The organism is Buchnera aphidicola (Pemphigus populi) (genome assembly GCF_964058935.1).
Classification (GTDB): Bacteria; Pseudomonadota; Gammaproteobacteria; order Enterobacterales; family Enterobacteriaceae; genus Buchnera_C; species Buchnera_C aphidicola_D.
The window spans coordinates 159279-179979 of the sequence record NZ_OZ060372.1; the positions used below are offsets into that span (position 1 = coordinate 159279).

General features: G+C 27.4%; 17 protein-coding genes. 15 read left to right on the forward strand and 2 right to left on the reverse strand.

Going from position 1 to position 20701, the window contains the following annotated elements:
- The first annotated feature begins 527 nt into the window (after positions 1–527).
- Positions 528–791: a 30S ribosomal protein S20 gene (rpsT, locus tag AB4W65_RS00705; protein WP_367673712.1), complete on the forward strand. Its 264-nt coding sequence runs from the start codon at positions 528–530 to the stop codon at positions 789–791.
- 89 nt (positions 792–880) lie between these two features.
- Here the strand turns inward: rpsT and dnaJ are convergent, their stop codons facing one another.
- Both dnaJ and dnaK read right to left on the reverse strand, forming a co-directional pair.
- Complete coding sequence (gene dnaJ / locus AB4W65_RS00710; protein ID WP_367673713.1) at positions 881–2020, reverse strand: molecular chaperone DnaJ; 1140 nt, start codon at positions 2018–2020, stop codon at positions 881–883.
- A 105-nt stretch (positions 2021–2125) separates the two neighbouring features.
- Entirely contained in the window at positions 2126–4042 is a 1917-nt protein-coding gene (gene dnaK, locus AB4W65_RS00715) for a molecular chaperone DnaK (protein WP_367673714.1), read from the reverse strand.
- 491 nt (positions 4043–4533) lie between these two features.
- Between dnaK and ndhC the strand changes: the two genes are divergently transcribed.
- The 14 genes from ndhC to AB4W65_RS00785 all read left to right on the forward strand — a co-directional run bounded on the left by ndhC (position 4534) and on the right by AB4W65_RS00785 (position 20665).
- On the forward strand, positions 4534–4935 hold the full coding sequence (gene ndhC, locus AB4W65_RS00720) for an NADH-quinone oxidoreductase subunit A (protein ID WP_367673715.1): 402 nt from the start codon (positions 4534–4536) through the stop codon (positions 4933–4935).
- 36 nt (positions 4936–4971) lie between these two features.
- Positions 4972–5646 carry an NADH-quinone oxidoreductase subunit B family protein gene (locus tag AB4W65_RS00725; protein ID WP_367673716.1) on the forward strand — a complete coding sequence of 225 codons (675 nt, stop codon included), beginning with the start codon at positions 4972–4974 and terminating at the stop codon, positions 5644–5646.
- A 153-nt stretch (positions 5647–5799) separates the two neighbouring features.
- A complete protein-coding gene (nuoC, locus tag AB4W65_RS00730) occupies positions 5800–7584 on the forward strand; it encodes an NADH-quinone oxidoreductase subunit C/D (protein ID WP_367673717.1) in 1785 nt (594 codons plus the stop codon).
- A 15-nt stretch (positions 7585–7599) separates the two neighbouring features.
- Entirely contained in the window at positions 7600–8097 is a 498-nt protein-coding gene (gene nuoE / locus AB4W65_RS00735; RefSeq protein WP_367673812.1) for an NADH-quinone oxidoreductase subunit NuoE, read from the forward strand.
- Positions 8094–9386, forward strand: coding sequence for an NADH-quinone oxidoreductase subunit NuoF (gene nuoF / locus AB4W65_RS00740; RefSeq protein WP_367673718.1), 1293 nt, complete (start codon positions 8094–8096; stop codon positions 9384–9386). Before nuoE ends, nuoF begins: the two co-directional genes overlap by 4 nt.
- Positions 9387–9483: 97 nt before the next feature.
- Entirely contained in the window at positions 9484–12210 is a 2727-nt protein-coding gene (gene nuoG, locus AB4W65_RS00745; protein WP_367673719.1) for an NADH-quinone oxidoreductase subunit NuoG, read from the forward strand.
- A 2-nt stretch (positions 12211–12212) separates the two neighbouring features.
- A complete protein-coding gene (nuoH, locus tag AB4W65_RS00750; RefSeq protein ID WP_367673813.1) occupies positions 12213–13178 on the forward strand; it encodes an NADH-quinone oxidoreductase subunit NuoH in 966 nt (321 codons plus the stop codon).
- A 25-nt stretch (positions 13179–13203) separates the two neighbouring features.
- The gene (gene nuoI / locus AB4W65_RS00755; protein WP_367673720.1) at positions 13204–13746 is read left to right on the forward strand and encodes an NADH-quinone oxidoreductase subunit NuoI; all 543 of its coding nucleotides are present in this window, start codon (positions 13204–13206) and stop codon (positions 13744–13746) included.
- Positions 13747–13756: 10 nt separating this feature from the next.
- Positions 13757–14254, forward strand: coding sequence for an NADH-quinone oxidoreductase subunit J (gene nuoJ, locus AB4W65_RS00760; RefSeq protein ID WP_367673721.1), 498 nt, complete (start codon positions 13757–13759; stop codon positions 14252–14254).
- A 31-nt stretch (positions 14255–14285) separates the two neighbouring features.
- Positions 14286–14588: an NADH-quinone oxidoreductase subunit NuoK gene (nuoK, locus tag AB4W65_RS00765; protein WP_367673814.1), complete on the forward strand. Its 303-nt coding sequence runs from the start codon at positions 14286–14288 to the stop codon at positions 14586–14588.
- On the forward strand, positions 14585–16447 hold the full coding sequence (nuoL, locus tag AB4W65_RS00770; RefSeq protein WP_367673722.1) for an NADH-quinone oxidoreductase subunit L: 1863 nt from the start codon (positions 14585–14587) through the stop codon (positions 16445–16447). The genes nuoK and nuoL overlap by 4 nt, the downstream gene beginning before the upstream one ends.
- A 71-nt stretch (positions 16448–16518) precedes the next feature.
- The gene (gene nuoM / locus AB4W65_RS00775; RefSeq protein ID WP_367673723.1) at positions 16519–18003 is read left to right on the forward strand and encodes an NADH-quinone oxidoreductase subunit M; all 1485 of its coding nucleotides are present in this window, start codon (positions 16519–16521) and stop codon (positions 18001–18003) included.
- Between the two features lie 31 nt (positions 18004–18034).
- Positions 18035–19501 carry an NADH-quinone oxidoreductase subunit N gene (locus AB4W65_RS00780; RefSeq protein ID WP_367673724.1) on the forward strand — a complete coding sequence of 489 codons (1467 nt, stop codon included), beginning with the start codon at positions 18035–18037 and terminating at the stop codon, positions 19499–19501.
- Between the two features lie 183 nt (positions 19502–19684).
- Positions 19685–20665: a TerC/Alx family metal homeostasis membrane protein gene (locus tag AB4W65_RS00785; RefSeq protein ID WP_367673725.1), complete on the forward strand. Its 981-nt coding sequence runs from the start codon at positions 19685–19687 to the stop codon at positions 20663–20665.
- Positions 20666–20701 lie beyond the last annotated feature (36 nt).

A 20701-nucleotide genomic window follows, 5' to 3' on the forward strand; every position in this document is an offset into this window, starting at 1 on the left:
TATTTTTTATAGGTGTTACTTTATTTGATAAAGTTTCTATTAGTAATAGAAAGAAATTAATTATTTTCTTTTTTTAGTGAATATATTATGATGTCTGGAATATTAAAATAACATCTGAGCTAATTATGGATTGAGTAAATTAAAAATCTTGATTTAATTTAGTATGATTTATAGCCGTACTACTGATTTTATTACTAAATAATTTCGGAATTAATAATGTGAAATTATATATTTTTTTTATAAATAAAATAAGAGAACTATTGACGAAAAATCTTATAGTATCAACATTACTAACAGTTAAAATATCATTATTAGATTAATTTTTAATCTTTTTTTATTCAATAACTTTATTGTGAGATGCTAATTTTAAAATACACTTACGTTTTATTTTTATAAATTTTATATAAAAAGTAGTCATATATGTAAAGATTTTATTTTTTATTTTTTTATTTTTTTTTATTGAAAAATAATTGAACTTAATTTCATTTAACATATAAATCATCATTTAAATATTTAGGAGAAAATTCTTGGCTAATATCAAATCAGCTAAAAAAGATTCTAAAAAATCTTTTAAAAGTCGTTTACATAATGTTAGTAGACGCTCAATGATTCGAAATTTTATAAAAAAAGCATATACAGCAATTTATGAAAATAATGCAGAATTAGCAAAAAGTATTTTTTCTAGACTTGTACCTATTTTAGATCGATATGCTACTAAAGGTTTAGTCCACAAAAATAAAGCAGCCAGACATAAATCTAATTTAGCATTAAAAATTAATAAATTAATTTAAGTTAAAAAAATAATTTTATGGGTTTTATTTTGAAATGTATTTCACAGTATTGCTTCCATTTAAACATGGAAAGCAATACTTTTAAGTATTTAGTATCCTCTTAATTCATCAAAAAATCTTTTTACACCATCAAAAAATCTTTTTGATTTAGGACTATTACGTTCTCCTTTGAAACCTCCAAAACTTTCTCCTAACTCATGTAATAAATATCTTTGTTTCTCATTTAAATTGACAGGAGTTTCTACAACAACACGACAAAGCAAGTCTCCTTGGGTACCACTTCGGACTGATTTGACCCCTCTTCCTCGAATGCGAAATAATTTTCCTGATTGTGTTTCGGTTGGTATCTTTAGTTTAACTCTTCCATCTAACGTTGGAACTTCAATTTCTCCACCTAATGCTGCCATAGAAAAGTTAATGGGAACTTCACAATATAAGTTATTTTCTTCTCTTTCAAAAATAGGATGTTTTTTTACTTTAATTTGAACATATAGATCTCCTGATTTTGCTCCATTAGCACCAGCTTCACCTTCATTGTTTAAACGAATTTGATCATTGGTATCTATTCCTGAAGGGATTTTTACTGATAATATCTTCGATTTTTCAATTCGACCTGCACCTCGACATATATTACAGGGGCTTTTTATAACAGAACCACTACCTTGGCACGTAGAACAATTTTGTTGAACAGTAAAAAATCCTTTTCTAATATGTATTTGTCCTTTACCACGACAAGAAGGACAATTTTGTGATAAGGAGCCTGATTTAGAACCGCTACCATGACACATTTTACATTTTTGTAAACTGGGAATTGTAATTTCTTTAGTGATTCCGCGTACTGCTTCTTCTAACGTTAATTCCATATTATATCTTAAATCTGATCCCTGTCTCGCTCTTTGTTGTCTACCATTACCAAAGATATCGCCAAATACATCACCAAAAATATCTCCAAAATCTGCTGTAGTGCTAAAACTATGACTAAAAGAGCTATTAGTACTTCCTTGCTCAAAAGCAGAATGTCCGTATTGATCATAAGCAGTTCTTTTTTTTGGATCAGTTAGTATTTCATATGCTTCTTTTATTTCTTTAAATTTTTTTTCAGCATTTTTATCTCCTTGGTTTCGATCAGGATGATATTTCATTGCTAGTCGTTTGTATGCTTTTTTGATATCGCGTTCTTCAGATGAATTATTTACTCCCAAAACTTGATAGTAATCTTTTTTTGCCATGCTTTATTTCCCTGCTTGTAATACACATGCACGGGCGTAGGTTTTTCCTATGCCCGTGCTAGTTTATGATTGAATTTATATTCTGTGGTTAAATAATAGAAGACACTATTTTTTAGGATCTTTTATTTCTTCAAATTCTGCATCTACAACATTTTCTGTGTTTTTATTTGAAGAATTATGATGAGTATTAGGTTGATTTGTTTGTGGTTTTTGTTGGTGTTTTTCCATAAATTTTGCAGAGATTTCTAAAACCTTTTGTATTTTACTTTCTATATCTGATTTATCTTCTTTTTGTAATGCTTGATTTAGTTGGTCTAATGATTTTTTAATTTCTGTTTTACTGGTTTCATCAAGTTTATCTTGGTGTTCCGATAGTTGTTTTTTTACACTATGTGAGATTTGATCGCCTTGATTTCTTATTTGGATTAATTCTTCAAATTTTCGATCTGTTTCTGTGTTTGCTTCTGCATCAGAAATCATTTTCTTTATTTCTGCTTCATTTAGTCCAGAAGAAGCTTTAATAGCTATTTTTTGTTCTTTTCCTGTGTGTTTGTCTTTAGCTGATACATGTAAAATTCCATCTGCATCTATATCAAAAGTCACCTCAATTTGAGGCATTCCCCTGGGGGCTGATTGTATTCCATCTAAATTAAATTGTCCCAATGATTTATTATCTTTTGCTCTTTTTCTTTCTCCTTGTAGAACATGAATAGTAACTGCAGATTGATTATCTTCTGCTGTAGAAAATACTTGGCTATGTTTTGTTGGTACTGTTGTATTTTTACTAATTAGAGAAGTCATTACGCCACCCATGGTTTCGATACCTAGGGATAATGGAGTAACATCTAATAATAATACATCTTTTACATTTCCAGATAGCACACCACCTTGTACAGCTGCGCCAACAGCTACTGCTTCATCAGGATTAACATCTTTTCTAGGCTCTTTACCAAAAAAATTAGCAACTTTATTTTGCACCATAGGCATTCTGGTTTGACCACCTACTAAGATCACATCATTGATATCTGATACAGATAATTTAGCATCTTTTAGTGCTACTTTTAATGGTTCAATAGAACGTGCAACTAAATCTTCAACCAAAGATTCTAGTTTGGAACGGGTAACTTTAATATTTAAATGTTTTGGTCCAAGTGAATCTGCTGTAATATACGGTAAATTTACATCGGTTTGTTGTGCTGAAGATAATTCTATTTTTGCTTTTTCTGCAGCTTCTTTTAAACGTTGCATAGCTAAAGGATCATTTCTAAGATCAATAGTCTGTTCTTTTTTAAATTCTCTCACTAAATAATTGATTAATCGACTATCAAAATCTTCTCCCCCAAGATGGGTATCACCGTTAGTAGCTAAGACTTCAAATGTTTTTTCTTTTTCCACTTCATCTATTTCGATGATAGAAATGTCAAAAGTTCCTCCTCCTAAATCATAAACGGCAATGGTACTATTTCCTTTACTTTTATCTAAACCATAAGCCAATGCAGCGGCTGTAGGTTCATTAATTATTCTTTTTACTTCTAGACCTGCAATTCTACCAGCATCTTTTGTTGCTTGTCTTTGGGCATCATTAAAATAAGCAGGTACTGTAATTACAGCTTCTGTAATACTTTCTCCTAAATAATCTTCTGCAGTTTTTTTCATTTTTTTTAATACTTCTGCAGATATTTGAGGTGGTGCCATTTTTTTGTTTTTTATATCTAGCCATGCGTCGCCATTTTCTGATGTAACAATTTTGTATGGCATAATTTTAATATCACGCTGTACTTCTTCATCCTTAAATTTTCTACCAATTAAACGTTTTATTGCAAATAACGTATTTTTTGGATTAGTTATAGCCTGACGTTTAGCTGGTTTTCCTACTAAAATTTCTCCATCTTGCGTATATGCTATAATTGAAGGAGTGGTACGATCACCTTCTGAATTTTCTAAAACTCTTGCTTTTTTGCCATCCATGATAGCAACACAAGAATTAGTTGTACCTAAATCAATACCAATAATTTTACCCATTAATAACTCCTACTTAAATATTTTGATAAATTAGGTTATTCAACTTTTAGTAGCCATTGTGTCTTCATATCAGATAAAAAGGTTTTTAATAATTTAAAATTATATTCGTGAATATTAGTTAGTATGGGGGTCACTTTCTCTATCATCAAGGTTTTTATAAAAAAATAATTCTTACTATTATGTTTTTATAATACTATTTTATGCGAAAAACATGTGGAAATTATCTTAATATTGAGAATAACGTAATAAGATTTATGATCGATTTTATTTTTATTAACCTTTAATTCAGAGAATTAATTATATATTATATATAATTCTCTTTTTTAAAATTTATTACAAATAATCTATAAATATTTAAATTCATTTAGTATCATATGTATATTTTGATAATTTTTATATTAACATAGAGGTAATAGATGTATATTGTATTACATACAATTTATTTTAATTAAAAATTATTTAATTTTAAAAATTTTCTTTGAGATAAAATAATGTTAGAAAATACAAATTTTATTGCTCAATATTGGGCTTTTTATTCCTTTATTATCGGCGGATTTAGTATTTGTTTTTTTATGCTATCCTTAAGCTGGTTATGTGGAGGTAAATCATTTTCTAGGAATAAGCATGTTCCTTTTGAATCTGGTATTAATTCTTTAGGAGACTGTCGTCTTCCTTTTACTGTTAAATTTTATCTCATAGCAATGCTTTTTGTTATTTTCGATGTAGAAGCGTTGTACTTATATGTCTGGACTATCAACATATATAAAATAGGATGGATTGGATTTTTAGAAGTTATGATTTTTATATTTTCTCTATTACTAGGATTATTTTATTTAGTAAAAGGAAATTTATTTCATTGGTCTGTGAATCATAATTCAGAAAATGATGTATGATAAATAACTAAATAAAAATTAAAATATAGGATTAAAATGGATTATACTTTAACTCGGATAAACACTAATCGTAAAAACAAAAAATATCCTGAACAGGATCAAGAAACAGTATCTGATCCTTTTGAAGCACAGATCAGTAAGAATATATATATGGGAACTTTAAATAAAGTTCTACATAATATAGTTAATTGGGGTAGAAAAAATTCATTATGGCCTTATAATTTTGGTTTATCTTGTTGTTATGTAGAAATGGTAAGTGCTTTTACATCTGTTCATGATGTAGCTCGTTTTGGTTCTGAAGTATTGAGAGCATCTCCAAGACAAGCTGATTTTATGGTCATTGCAGGAACTCCTTTTATTAAAATGGCACCAGTTATTCAGAGATTATATGATCAAATGTTAGAACCTAAATGGGTAATTTCTATGGGATCCTGTGCTAATTCAGGGGGTATGTATGATGTTTATTCTGTTGTGCAAGGTGTAGATAAGTTTTTACCTGTAGATGTTTACATTCCCGGATGTCCACCTCGACCTGAAGCATACATACAAGGATTAATGTTATTACAGGAATCAATAAGTAAAGAATATCGTCCATTATCATGGATCGTAGGAGATCAAGGTATATATCGAGCTAATATGAAATCAGAAAAAGAAAAGAAAAGAAAAAAAAGAATTTCTGTAAAAAATATTTTTGTGTCTGAAAAAAATTAATTCTTATAGTAAAGTTGATTGTCAACCAATCTTTTATCCGAATAATCTCTCAATATTCATATATTATTACAGTCTTTATTTTTTCAAAATATCATTGAATAAGAAAGATAATATTGAATAGTGAAGTAATATATTCATTATATAGAAGCAAGTATGAGTGAAATTATATATAAAAAATGTAAAACTGAAAATTATTTTAATAATTCTATAATTCAAGAGTTAAAAAATAATTTTGGTGAACATTCCTTTGTGGTTCAAGCTACTAAAATAGATTTTCCTGTTATATGGGTTGATCGAAATTCAATAATAGAAATAGTAAAATTTTTGCAACAGGTATCTAAAGCGTATAATTTTCTTTTTGATTTACATGGCGTAGATGAACGTCTTCGGTTAAATAAAAAAAATTTACCTAATGCTGACTTTTCAGTTTTTTACCATTTGATTTCTATAGAAAGGAATAATGATATTATTTTAAAAGTTCCATTATTAATTCATGATTTAAATGTATCAACCATTACTACCTTATTTCTCAACGCAAATTGGTACGAGAGAGAAACATGGGAAATGTTTGGTATTATATTTAAGAATCATCCTAATTTAACGCGTATCATTATGCCTAGATCTTGGAAAGGTTATCCATTAAGAAAAGATTATTCAGCAAGGGCGACAGAATTTGATCCATTTTTTTTAACACGCCAAAAAGAAGACTTAGCAATGGAGGATTTAAATTTTAATCCAGAAGAATGGGGAATGAAAGGACAAGATAAGAATATTGATTATATGTTTTTAAATTTAGGTCCGAATCATCCCTCTGCTCATGGTGCATTTAGAATTATTTTGCAATTAGATGGTGAAGAAATTATAGATTGCATGCCAGATATAGGCTATCACCATCGAGGTGCAGAAAAAATAGCAGAGCGTCAGTCATGGCATAGTTATATTCCATATACAGATCGTATTGAGTACCTTGGTGGTTGTGTTAATGAAATGCCATATGTTTTAGCTGTAGAAAAGTTAGCGGGCATTAAAGTTTCAAATAGAGTGGAAGTAATTCGTGTAATGTTATCTGAATTATTTCGTATTAACAGTCATTTATTATATATTTCTACGTTTATTCAGGATGTTGGTTCTATGACTCCTGTTTTTCTTGCTTTTACTGATCGTCAAAAGATTTATGATTTGATCGAGTCTATCACTGGTGCAAGAATGCATCCTGCATGGTTTAGAATTGGTGGAGTAGCAAGTGATTTACCTGTAGGGTGGGACAAATTATTAAGAGATTTTTTAAATTGGATGCCAAAACGTCTTAATATTTATATATGCTCAGCATTAAAAAATAAAATTTTAATTAGTAGATCTAAAGGAATTGCTGCTTATGGAAAAAAAGAAGCTTTAGCTTGGGGTATTACAGGTGCTGGATTAAGAGCAACTGGTATAAATTTTGATATAAGAAAAAATAGACCCTATTCGGGTTATGAAAATTTTCAGTTTTATGTTCCTATTGGAGATGGAATAAGTGATTGTTATTCTCGTGTGATGTTAAAAGTAGAAGAAATTAAACAAAGTTTATCTATTTTAGAACAATGTTTGAAAAACATGCCTTCTGGACCTTTTAAATCTGATCATCCATTAACTACCCCTCCACCTAAAGAGCGAGTATTACGCCATATTGAATCCATGATAACTCACTTTTTACAAATGTCCTGGGGGCCTGTAATACCGCCTAATGAAAGTTTTCAAATGATAGAAGCTACTAAAGGAATCAATAGTTACTATCTAATTAGTGACGGTGGTACTACGAGTTATCGCACAAGAATTCGTACACCTAGTTTCTCTCACTTACAACAAATCCCATCAGTGATTCGCGGTAGTTTAATATCAGATTTGATAGTTTACTTGGGAAGCATTGATTTTGTCATGTCAGACGTGGATCGTTAAATTGTGTCAAATAAAATAATAAAAACACGTTTAGTTAATGTCGTATTTAAATTAACTGATTTAGAAAAAAATGAAATAGAAAATAAAATAAAAAATTATGAATATTCTCGTGCTGTATCCATAGAGGCATTAAAAATTATTCAAAAAGAAAGAGGATGGGTATCCGATGAAGCTATTTTAGCTATATCTAAAATATTAGGTATTCCAGCTGTAGATATTGAGGAAGTGGCAACCTTTTATAATCAGATATTTCGTCAACCAGTTGGTTGTAACATTATCCGATATTGTGACAGCGTAGTCTGTTTTATTAATGGATATAAAAATATAAAAAATTCATTAGAAAATTATTTAGGAATTAAACCGGGAGAAACCACTAAAGATGGTCTGTTTACTTTGCTGCCAACTTGTTGTTTAGGAGATTGTGATAAAGGTCCTGTTATTATGATTAATGAAGATGTACATCTTGATTGTACAAGTACTAATATTTTAACTTTATTAGATTCTTATATATGAAAAATATACTACGTACTGCTGAAACTCATCCCTTAACATGGTGGTTAAATAATAGAATAGAAACTATTTGGTTTGCGGAATATCGTAATAAAAATGGATATAAATCTGTAGAGAAAGCTCTCAATGAGTTGAATCCAAAGGACATTATAAATTTGGTTAAAAAATCTGAATTGAAAGGACGAGGAGGAGCGGGTTTTTTAACTGGTGTTAAATGGAGTTTGATGTCTGATAATCTAGGTGTTGAAGATCGTTATTTAATATGTAATGCTGATGAGATGGAACCAGGTACTTACAAAGATAAATTTTTAATGACGTACATACCTCATCAATTAATAGAAGGAATATTACTTGGCGCCTATGCATTACATGTAAAACGTGCTTATATTTTTTTACGTGGAGAGTACATTCAAGCAGAAAATATTTTATATAAAGCTATAGATGAAGCTAATAGAGCAGGTTTTTTAGGAAAAAATATTTTAAAAAGTGGGATGGATTTAGAAATTATTATACATAGCGGAGCAGGTCGTTATATCTGTGGAGAAGAAACGGCATTAATAAATTCTTTAGAAGGTAAAAGGCCAAATCCAAGAGCTAAACCACCATTTCCAGCAACAGTGGGTTTATGGGGAAAACCAACTTGTATTAACAATGTAGAAACGTTATCTAATATTCCATCTATTATTTTGCACGGAGTAGAATGGTATAAAAGTATATCAGATAGTAATGATACTGGTACAAAACTGATGGGATTTTCTGGTAAGGTAAAACGCCCTGGTTTATGGGAACTGCCGTTTGGTATTACTGCTCGAGAACTTTTTTTTGATTATGCTGGTGGAATGAAAAGTGGTTTAAAGTTAAAGGCATGGCAGCCAGGTGGTGCGGGTACAAGTTTTTTAACTCAGATCCATTTAGATACTAAAATGGATTTTTCTAGTATGCATCATATAGGAAGTCGTTTGGGAACGGGATTAGCAATGGCTATTGACAGCACTGTAAATATGGTATCAGTAATTTTAAATTTAGAAAAGTTTTTTTCACGAGAATCATGTGGATTTTGTACACCATGCCGAGATGGTTTACCATGGATTGTAAAAATATTAAGATCACTAGAACAAGGAACAGGTGTTTTAGGTGATATTGAGGTATTACAGGAATTATGTAACAATTTGGGGACAGGAAAAACATTTTGTGCTCATGCTCCAGGAGCTGTTTCTCCGTTACAGAGTGCTATAAAGTATTTTAGATCGGATTTTGAAAACGGATTAAGCAAAAAAATAAAAAGAAAATAGTCAATATATAACAGGTATATACAGTAGTTTTTTGATGTATTAATAAAATAAATTATAATTTATTTTTTCATAACTTTAATTTTAATTGGATTTTTTAATGGCTAAAATTTATGTTGATGGTGAACAATATAATGTGGATGAATCCAATAATTTATTGCATGCATGTTTGTCAGCAGGGATTGATATTCCTTATTTTTGTTGGCACCCTATTTTAGGTAGTGTGGGAGCATGTCGTCAATGTGCAGTAAAAAAGTATGATAAATCAGATTCTGATGAAGGTAAGATAATTATATCTTGTATGACCCCTGCATTAGATGGAACAATTATTTCTATTAATGATGCTGAATCAGTATCCTTTCGTAAAAGTATTATTGAATTATTGATGACGAATCATCCTCATGATTGTCCGGTATGCGAAGAAGGGGGAAATTGCCATTTACAAGATATGACAGTTATAACTGGTCATAGTTTGCGTCGTTATAATTTTACTAAAAGAACACATAAAAATCAATATTTAGGACCTTTTATATCTCATGAAATGAATCGTTGTATAGGTTGTTATCGTTGTATTCGATACTATAAAGACTATGCGGATGGAACAGACTTGGGGGTATATGGAGCAAATAATAATATTTATTTTGGTAGGTTACAAGATGGTATATTAGAGAATGAACATTCTGGTAATTTAGTAGAGATATGTCCTACTGGTGTATTTACAGATAAAACTTATTCTGAACATTATCATAGAAAATGGGATATGCAATATGCTCCAAGTATTTGTAATTATTGTAGTATAGGTTGTAATATCAGTGTTGGAGAACGTTATGGTGAAATATGCAGGATTGAAAATCGATATCACGGTGAAATCAATCATTATTTAATTTGTGATTTAGGCCGTTTTGGTTATGGTTATTCTAATCTTCCTAATCGTCCAGTGGAATCTTTTTCCCGATTACACGATAAGGTATCAGTTCTAAATGATTCTCAAGCAATTTTAAAGGCAATTGAATTATTAAAAGATGCCAATAAAATATTAGGTATTGGTTCTAATAGAGCTAGCATAGAAAGTAACTTTGCATTAAAAAAAATAGTAGGAGATGAAAATTTTTCTACAGGATTTTTATCTGATGAACAAGATTGTATTGAATTAATTATTAATATATTAAAAAATGGTGGAATTTATACACCAACATTATGTGAAATAGAAACTTATGATGTAATATTAATATTAGGAGAAGATTTGACCCAAGTTGCTCCCAGGATGGCCTTATCTGTGAGACAAGCTGTAAAATCAAAATCATTTGAAATGTCTAAATTAAAAAATATTCCAAAATGGCATAGTCAAGGATTATTGAATGCATCTCAAAATATGAGATATGATTTATTTATTACAAATATAGATGAAACAGCGTTAGATAATATTTCTACATGGAGTTATACTGCATCAGTAGATGATCAGGTATCTCTGGCTTGTGCAATAGCTTATGATATTAATAAGGATAGTCCTATACCAATTAATTTTAACGAAAAATTTTTATATCAGAAATCGATAATTGTTCAGGCATTATTATCCAGCAAGAAATCTTTAATTATTTCTGGTTCGCATTCACGTAGTACAAGTTTAATTCAAGCATCTTTTAATATTGCTTTAGCATTAAAAAAAATAAATCAACATGTAGGTCTTAGTTTAATTACTTCTGGCAGTAATAGTATAGGAATTGGTTTGATTAAGGGTATTGATTTAAATACAGCATTAAATCAAATTAATAAAAAAAAATATGATGCAATTATTGTGATGGAAAATGACTTATATAGATCACTATTACAAGTGCAAGTAGATTCAATTTTTAATTCTATCGATAAAATTATAATTATAGATTATAAATATAATAATACAGTTAGTAATGGGAAATTATTGCTTTCTGCTGCAAATTTTTTTGAAAGTTCGGGTACTATTATCAATTATGAAGGTAGAGTTCAACGTTTTTTTAAAGTATATGATCCTAAATTTTATAATGAGAATATAGGGAAGTTAGACAGTTGGAGATGGTTATATGCTATATCTACAGGTATTAAGATGGATTCTACTATTTGGAATAATATAGATGATATTATTAACGATATTATTTCTGATATCTCTGATTTAAAAGATATAAAAAAATTTTTGCCAGATGTTGATTTTCGTATTTTTGGTCAAAAAATAGCTCGTTCGCCACATCGGGCAAGTGGTCGTACTGCATTAAGATCCGATATCAGTGTTCATGAACCAAAGCAACCTCAAGATATTGATTCAATGTTTTCTTTTTCAATGGAGGGAAGTCAACAAGCTTATAAGTTTTCCTCTTATATTCCATTTGCCTGGAGTCCTGGTTGGAATTCTCCTCAAGCATGGAATAAATTTCAAAAAAAAATTAATAGTAATTTATTATGTGGTGATTCTGGTATTTGTATATTTAAAAATAACAATAAAGGTAAGATTAATTTTTTTAATTTTTTCCCCGATGTTCGGAAATTTGAAAATTATTATCGTATTGTTCCATATTATTTTTTATTTGGCACGGAGGAAATTACTCACGATGTACCGGTAATAAAGAAAAAAATACCTATTTTATGTGGAGTTATAAGTTCATTAGATGCAAAAATGAATTTTATTAAATCAGATTCATATATAGAATTTTTATGTTTAGGAGAGATTTTTCATATAAAACTACGTATTTCAAATAAATTATCATCTGGTCAAATTGGTTTACCATTAGGTACATTGGGCATGCCATTTATTCTTTCTGGAAAAAAAATAAAAAAAATACGGGAGATATGTAAATGAGTATTTCTTTTATTCCTGATATGGATATTTTTTCATCTGTTTTACAATCTTTTTTTATTTTATTTTTATTGGTATTTTTTGGTGCTTATTTAAGTTTTATTGAAAGAAAATGGTTGGCGTTATTCCAAAATAGACACGGTCCTAATCGAGTGGGGTATAATGGTTCCTTACAGTTATTTGCAGATATGATTAAAATGATTTTTAAAGAGGATTGGATTCCATCTTTTAGTGATCGTTTTATTTTTATTTTGGCACCGGTTATATCTTTTATATCTTTATTATTGGTTATGACTATAATTCCAATTACTTCTGATTTATTCATTATTAATTTAGACATTGGAATTTTGTTTTTTTTAATGATGGCATCTTTATCGGTATATGCAATCTTATTTGCGGGTTGGTCTAGTAATAATAAATATGCTTTATTAGGTGCAGTAAGAGCAGTTGCCCAAACATTAAGTTATGAGGTTTTTTTAGGTTTATCTTTAATGGGTGTGGTTGCTAAAGCTGGTTCTTTTAATTTAATAGATATTGTACATAGTCAGTCTCATTTATGGAATATTATTCCACAATTTTTTGGATTTTTAACTTTTTTTATATCAGGATTAGCAGTGTGTCATAGACATCCTTTTGATCAACCAGAATCAGAACAGGAATTAGCAGATGGTTATCATATTGAATATTCTGGCATGAAATTTGGTTTATTTTTTATTGGTGAATATATATCTATAATTATTATATCTAGTTTAATGACTACAATTTTTTTTGGTGGATGGTATGGACCTTGGTTACCTCCTTATATTTGGTTTTTCATTAAAACTATTTTATTTATTTTTATGTTTGTGTTGATTAGAGCAGCATTACCCAGACCTCGATATGACAAAGTTATGTTTTTTGGATGGAAATTTTGTTTACCGATAACTTTAATAAATTTACTGATCACTGCTTTTATTTTGCTATTATATTAATTTTTAAGGATGTTTTATTAATTTTATGACTTTAAAAGATATTTTTTTAGGTTTTATTAGCCAAATTCGAAGTATTTGGATGATAGGTATACGAATTTTTTATAAAAAAGAAACAATAATGTATCCTGAAAATACACTACAACTTTCTCCTAGATATAGGGGAAGAATTATTTTAACTCGAAATATAGATGGAGAAGAACGTTGTGTAGCTTGTAATTTATGTTCTGTTGTTTGCCCTGTCGGATGTATTTCTTTAAAAAAAGCTAGCATGAATAGTAAGCGTTGGTATCCAAAATTTTTTCGTATTAATTTTTCTAGATGTATTTTTTGTGGATTATGCGAAGAAGCTTGTCCTACTGCAGCTATTCAGTTGAGTTCCGATTTTGAGCTTGGGGAATTTAAACGACAAGATTTAGTATATGAAAAAGAAGATTTGTTAATTTCTGGTCCAGGAAAGTATCCTGATTATGATTTTTATGAATTTACTGGTGTATCTGTTGATCAAAAAAGACCTGGTGATTTAAGATGTGAAGATCAACCTATTGATGTAAAAACATTGTTACCGTAAGGAGATTATTGTGGCATTGGTTTTTTATATTTTGGAAATAGTATCTATTATTTCTACTCTATTTGTAATTTTAAATTCTAATCCAGTGTATGCATTAATTTACTTTATTATTTCTCTTTTGTCTATTTCAGGTATTTTTTTTACATTAGGGGGTATATTTGCAGCTGTATTGGAAATAATTATTTATGCTGGGGCAATAATGGTATTGTTTGTATTTGTTTTAATGTTATTAAATCTTGGTAAAATAATAGAAATAAAAGAGAAAATATGGTTAAAAACTACTAATTGGATAATAATTAATATTTTGTTTTTATCCTTTTTAATTGTTTTAATTTATGGAGTTTCATTTATTGATAGTAATCATATGTGTACCACGTTTATTAATACAAAAGAAATTGGAATAAATTTATTTGGTCCTTATATATTTATTGTTGAATTATCATCGATATTATTATTAAGTGCATTAGTAGTTGTTTTCTATTTTGGAAAAGAACCAACGAAAAAATAGATTTAACATAGTAAATGATAAGGAAGAACAAATGGTATCTATGTTTCATGGATTAGTTTTATCTTGTATTTTATTTGCATTAGGTGCTATTGCTGTTATTATTCGTCGTAATATTTTATTTATGTTAATTGGTTTAGAAATCATGATGAATGCTGCAGCATTAGCTTTTATAGTTGTGGGGAGTTATTGGGGTCAAACTGACGGACAAATAATGTATATTTTAATTATAACTGTTGCTGCGTCAGAAGCTAGTATAGGATTAGCTCTTTTAATTCAGTGTTATAAACGTCATAAAATATTAGATATTGATATTTTAAGTAGGATGCGAGAATGAGTCTTATTTGTCTTATTATTTTCTTTCCATTATTTAGTTTTTTTTTGTTATCTTTTTTAAATCAATTTTTATCTAAAAAATTTACAGCATGGATAGGTATATCTTCTATTGCTATGTCTACATTAATAACATTTTATGTTGTTAATAATTTTTTATACTTTGGAGAAAAAGTTTTTTTTTATAAATTATGGAATTGGATTAATATCGAAAAATTTTTTTTAAGTTTTAATTTATTGCTAGATGGTTTGTCTGCAACGATGTTGGTGATGATTACTTGCATAGGATTATTGATTAGTATATATTCCAGCGAATATATGAAAAATTCAGAAGGTTTTTCTCGTTTTTTTGCGTATATAAATCTTTTTATTTCTAGTATGTTGTTATTAATTTTATCTGATAATTTAATACTCATGTTTTTTGGTTGGGAATTAGTTGGATTATGTTCTTATTTATTAATTGGATTTTATTATAAAGAAGTGAATAATTGTTTTTCTGCAATAAAAGCATTTATTATTACGCGTATAGGAGATATTTTTTTATTATTCGCAATTTTTTTAATTTACCGTAATTTTGGTTCTTTCAGTTTTTATAATTTAGAATTAATTTCAGAAAATAGTATTTTTATACTACATCACATGTCATTGAAATGGATAGTATTATGTTTAATGATTGGGGCGTTAGGTAAATCAGCGCAGGTACCATTACATACTTGGTTAATTGATGCGATGTCTGGACCTACTCCGGTTTCAGCATTAATCCATGCCGCGACTATGGTGACAGCAGGAGTTTATTTAGTATCTAGAATGCATAGTTTTTTTATTTTAACTCCAGAAATATTATATTTTTTATCTGTTATAGGAGCAATAACTTTATTAATTTCTAGTTTATCTGCTTTAGTACAAAATAACATTAAATGTATATTAGCATATTCGACTATGAGTCAAATTGGTTATATGTTTTTAGGATTAGGTGTACAGGCTTGGTATGCTGTTATTTTTCATTTAGTAGTTCATGCTATCTTTAAAGCATTATTATTTCTTTCTGCTGGATCAGTTATTTTAGGGTGTAAGAATGAAAAAAATATTTTTAAAATTGGTGGTTTATATAATGTTTTATTTTTAGAACATGTATGTTTTTTACTAGGTGGTAGTTCTTTAATAGCTTTTCCTGTTATTAGTGCAGGATTTTATAGTAAAGGTTCTATTTTACTAGCAGTATATGGAAGTCAAGATTTTTATCTTTTAACAATAGCATTAATTGGTGTTTTTTTAACCGCTATATATACATGTAAGATTATTTTTTTGGTTTTTTATGGAAAAATAAATATTATTGCAACTCGATATACATCAATAAGTTTTAGAATTCCATTAATAATATTAGGAATATTTTCTACATTTATAAGTTCTTTTTTTGTTCTGCCTTTATCTCATGTATTTTTAAAAACATATTTATCGGAATCTGGAAAATTTTTACTAGAACTTTATGCTAGTATGTTGACTATAACTGGTATTTATATTGCATATGCTTTATGGATTAAAAGGAATAGAATAATTATTCTGTTATTGAATACTAGATTATCTCATTTTTTTTATAAGTTTTTTTTAAATGGATTTCAATTTGATCTTTTATATCATGTTTTATTTACAAAATCATATTTAATATTTTCTAATTTATTATTACATGATCCATGTAGGTATATAGTAAATATTCCTGTTAATTGTTTAATTTATTTTAATAAAATTTTACTCATGACTGTCAATGGTTATTTACGTTGGTATATATCATCAATGATTATGAGTGTAATAGTTATTTTAATTTTTATGCTAATTTTTTGCCAAAATTATTTTATATTTATTTAATAAAATTAGAGATTAAATTAATAAGATTTAATAGATAATTTTTTAAAATAAATCATAGGACAACAATTACAATGCTTCTTCCATTATTAATAATTGTTCCTTTTTTCGGTGCTGTACTATGTTGGCAATCAGAGCGTGTTAGTTTTAAATTGCCTCGTTGGATAGCGTTAATGACAATAGGAACAACTTTATCATTTTCATTACTAATTTGGTTTAAAGAGTTTTTTTTAATGAATAAAAAACCATTATATTTGAAATTTTGGCAATCTGAATTTTTAGTATCGTGGATTCCAAGATTTGGTATAGATTTTCATTTAGGAATAGATGGATTATCTATTTTAATGATTATTTTAACGGGTTTTTTAGGCATTATGTCTATTTTATGTTCTTGGTCTGAAATTAAAAAGAATCAAGGTTTATTTTATTTTTTTTTAATTTGGTTGTTAGGATCAGTATTGGGTGTTTTTTTAGCAATTGATTTGTTTTTGTTTTTCTTTTTTTGGGAAATGATGTTAGTACCTATGTATTTTTTAGTTTCATTATGGGGATACAAAGCAGAATATAATCAAGATTGTGTAAAAGCAGCAAATAAATTCTTCATTTATACCCAATCATCTGGCTTAATAATGTTGATTGGTATTATATCTTTAGTTATTTCACATTATTATATTACTAATATTTGGACATTTAATTATAATTTATTATTGAATACTCCGATGGATATGGAATTAGAATTTTTTTTGATGTTATGTTTTTTTTTGGCATTTGCAGTAAAGATGCCTATAGTTCCGTTTCATACTTGGTTGCCTGACTTTCATGCTTATGCACCAACAGCGGGTTCTGTTGATTTATCTGGAATTCTATTAAAAACAGCAGCATATGGTTTATTAAGATTTACTATTTATCTTTTTCCACATTCTTCATCTATTTTTTCTATATTTGTGATGTATTTAGGTGTTGTGACTATATTTTATAGTGCATGGATGGCTTTTTCTCAAAAAGATATAAAGAGATTAGTGGCTTATGGATCTATTTCCAATATGGGTTTTATTTTGATGGCTATTTATGCCAATAATAAAATTGCTTTTGAAGGGGTTATAGTGCAAATGTTAGCTCATGGAATATCTACTGCTGCATTGTTTATTCTTATCGGTCAATTATATGAACGTGTGAACACTAGAGATATTAATGAAATGGGTGGATTGTGGTCAAAAATAAAATGGATTCCAGCTTTTTCTTTATTTTTTTCTATAGCTAATATAGGCATACCTGGTACGGGGAATTTTGTTGGTGAATTTATGATTTTGTTAGGTATTTTTACTTTTTCTCCATTTTTTTCTGGTATCTCTATCTTTATTTTGATTTTTTCTACTATTTATTCATTAAAAATGATACAAGGTACCTATTATGGTCGAGGAAAGAATAAAATAAAAAGTAAAAATATAACGAGTAGAGAGTTTTTTATAGTAATTTGTCTGGTTTTGGTATCAGTTTTATTAGGTTTTTTCCCTCAAATTATTTTAGATACTGCATACTTATCACTGTATAAATTTTAGTATTTTTTATTCAACTAAATGGTTTTTTATAATGATGATCAATTTTCAGCAATTAATTGGATTTATGCCTTTTGTTATTGCACTATTAACAGTGCTGGTATTGCTATGTTTTATTTCATTAAAGCGTAATCATTTTATTATCTACTCTATTAGTATAATTGGTTTGTTATTTTCAATATTATCTTTATATTTTGTGTATGATGTAGTTCCAATTGATATTAGTATGTTGTTTTATATTAATCAAGGTTCTATATTTTATATTGGCATTATTCTCTTTTCTACTTTAGCATCTGTTATTTTAGCTTATCCTTATTTATCAAATAAAATGTTAAATAAAGAAGAATTTTATCTTTTTTTATTTTTTTCTACTTTAGGTTGTATGAGTATAGTAATTTCTAATCATATGTCGAGTTTGTTTGTTAGTATTGAATTAATGTCGTTACCTATGTTGGGTTTAATTGGTTATGAATATTGTCAAAGAAAAACATTGGAAGCGGTTTTAAAATATATGATATTGTCTGGTATTGCATCATCTTTTTTATTATTTGGTATAGCTTTAATATATGCTGTATCAGGAAATCTGAGTTTTATTTCTTTAGTTAGTATTATTAATGTACATAATTTATTACAAGATAATGATATAGTATTTTTATTAGGATTTTTTTTAATTTTAGTTGCATTATCTTTCAAATTATCAATAATTCCATTCCATTTATGGGCTCCGGACGTATACGAAGGAACTTCATATACATCATTATTTTTTCTTTCTACCTCCAGTAAAATTGCTATTTTTAGTATATTAAGTAGACTTTTTATGTATTTTCCTAAAAATGAAATAAAATTACTGTATTTAATTCTGGAATTATTAGCATTTTTTTCTATTTTTTTTGGCAATATCATGGCTTTATTTCAAAAAAAATTAAAAAGATTATTGGCTTATTCATCAATATCTCATTTTGGATACATGCTGATAGCATTGGTATTGATTAATAATGAACATATTTCTTTGGAAGCCACCGCTATTATTTTCATAAGTTATATATTAACTAATTTTACTATACTTGGTTTAGTAAATAGGATTTCAATACAGTATAACTTATATGATACGGATATACTGAATTTTTATCGTGGGTTATTTTGGAAAAGTCCTATTATTGCTGTCTTATTAACAATAATGATGTTTTCTTTGGCAGGACTTCCAATGAGTATTGGTTTTATTGGAAAATTTTATTTAATTTTATTAACTATTAATGAAAAATCCTTATTATTAGGTTTAATTATGGTTGTAGGTAGTGCTGTAGGATTTTATTATTATTTACAAATAATTATTAATTTTTATTTAACTCCACTCAAATATACTGAATACAGTGTTCAGAATGTTACACAATATAATTTTTATAGTGTATTAATATTCATATCGTCTTTAATGGTAGTATTATTTGGTATATTTCCAGAGTTTTTAATCGATTTACTTAAAATTATACAGCAGTACATATAAAAATAAATATTTTAAAGTTATGGAAATTCTTACATATATAATTACGGTTTATGATAGAAAAAATTATTAAATATATTTTTTTATAAAAAATAGTATATTATATTTTTATTTCTTATTAATATAAGAATATTATTAAAAAATAATTTTAGTTTTTAATTTTTTTATTATAGAGATTGATAGAATATGTACACCATAGGAACACCTTTTCTTTGGACAATTTTTAGTTTGTTATCTATTGCTATGATAGCAATTGAAATAGGATTACAAAAAAAAAATATATTAGTAAAAACACCTTTAAAATGTTCTATTTTTTTTTCTTTACTGTGGTTAGGTGTTGTAATATTATTTACCATAATACTATGGTCTTCTATTAACAAAAATATTGGTTATGATGTCGCTAATATAAAGACATTATCTTTTTTTAGTAGTTATTGTCTCGAGCAATTTTTATCTATAGATAATATCATAGTATGGTTTTTATTATTTCAGTATTTTTCAATACCGGTTATTTATCAGCGTAAAGTTTTAATATATGGTTTATTGGGAGCTGTAGTATTTCGTATAATTATTATTTTTATCGGAAATTGGTTTTTATATAAATATAACTGGATACTATATATTTTTGGTGTTATTATATTATATACTGGTATTAAAACCATATTTTATACACATTCTACAGTTACAGTATTATCAAATAACCAATGGATTTCTTGGTTTTATAGAAAATTTAGGATTACTAATAAATTAGAAGAAGATAATTTTTTTTTATGGGAAAATAAGATATTTTTTTTTACTCCTTTATTTCTGGTTACTATTTTAATCGAGTTAAGTGATATTATTTTTGCTATAGATAGTGTATCGGCTATATTATCTATAACGATTGATCCTTTTATTATTATTACTTCAAATTTATTAGCTATATTTAATTTACGTTCTATTTATTTTTTATTATCTTATTTTGGAAAACAAATAAATATTATTAAATATAGTGTTGGATTTATATTAATTTTTATTGGTATTAAGATTTTAATTGAACACTTTTTATATATTCCAGAATTTTTTTATTTAATAGTTATAGGTGTTTTTTTAAGTATTAGTATTGTTTTAAACATTTTTTATGTATTAAAGAAAAAATTTTTTAAAATTAATAAAAAACTATCATGATACCGATAAGTACGGTATACATATATTGTACGTATT

Coding starts and splice junctions, on each gene's coding strand:
- dnaJ (WP_367673713.1), bottom strand. CDS start 2,020: ATGGCAAAAAAAGATTACTATCAAGTTTTGGGAGTAAATAATTCATCT.
- dnaK (WP_367673714.1), bottom strand. CDS start 4,042: ATGGGTAAAATTATTGGTATTGATTTAGGTACAACTAATTCTTGTGTT.
- ndhC (WP_367673715.1), top strand. CDS start 4,534: ATGTTAGAAAATACAAATTTTATTGCTCAATATTGGGCTTTTTATTCC.
- AB4W65_RS00725 (WP_367673716.1), top strand. CDS start 4,972: ATGGATTATACTTTAACTCGGATAAACACTAATCGTAAAAACAAAAAA.
- nuoC (WP_367673717.1), top strand. CDS start 5,800: ATGAGTGAAATTATATATAAAAAATGTAAAACTGAAAATTATTTTAAT.
- nuoF (WP_367673718.1), top strand. CDS start 8,094: ATGAAAAATATACTACGTACTGCTGAAACTCATCCCTTAACATGGTGG.
- nuoG (WP_367673719.1), top strand. CDS start 9,484: ATGGCTAAAATTTATGTTGATGGTGAACAATATAATGTGGATGAATCC.
- nuoI (WP_367673720.1), top strand. CDS start 13,204: ATGACTTTAAAAGATATTTTTTTAGGTTTTATTAGCCAAATTCGAAGT.
- nuoK (WP_367673814.1), top strand. CDS start 14,286: ATGGTATCTATGTTTCATGGATTAGTTTTATCTTGTATTTTATTTGCA.
- nuoL (WP_367673722.1), top strand. CDS start 14,585: ATGAGTCTTATTTGTCTTATTATTTTCTTTCCATTATTTAGTTTTTTT.
- nuoM (WP_367673723.1), top strand. CDS start 16,519: ATGCTTCTTCCATTATTAATAATTGTTCCTTTTTTCGGTGCTGTACTA.
- AB4W65_RS00780 (WP_367673724.1), top strand. CDS start 18,035: ATGATGATCAATTTTCAGCAATTAATTGGATTTATGCCTTTTGTTATT.
- AB4W65_RS00785 (WP_367673725.1), top strand. CDS start 19,685: ATGTACACCATAGGAACACCTTTTCTTTGGACAATTTTTAGTTTGTTA.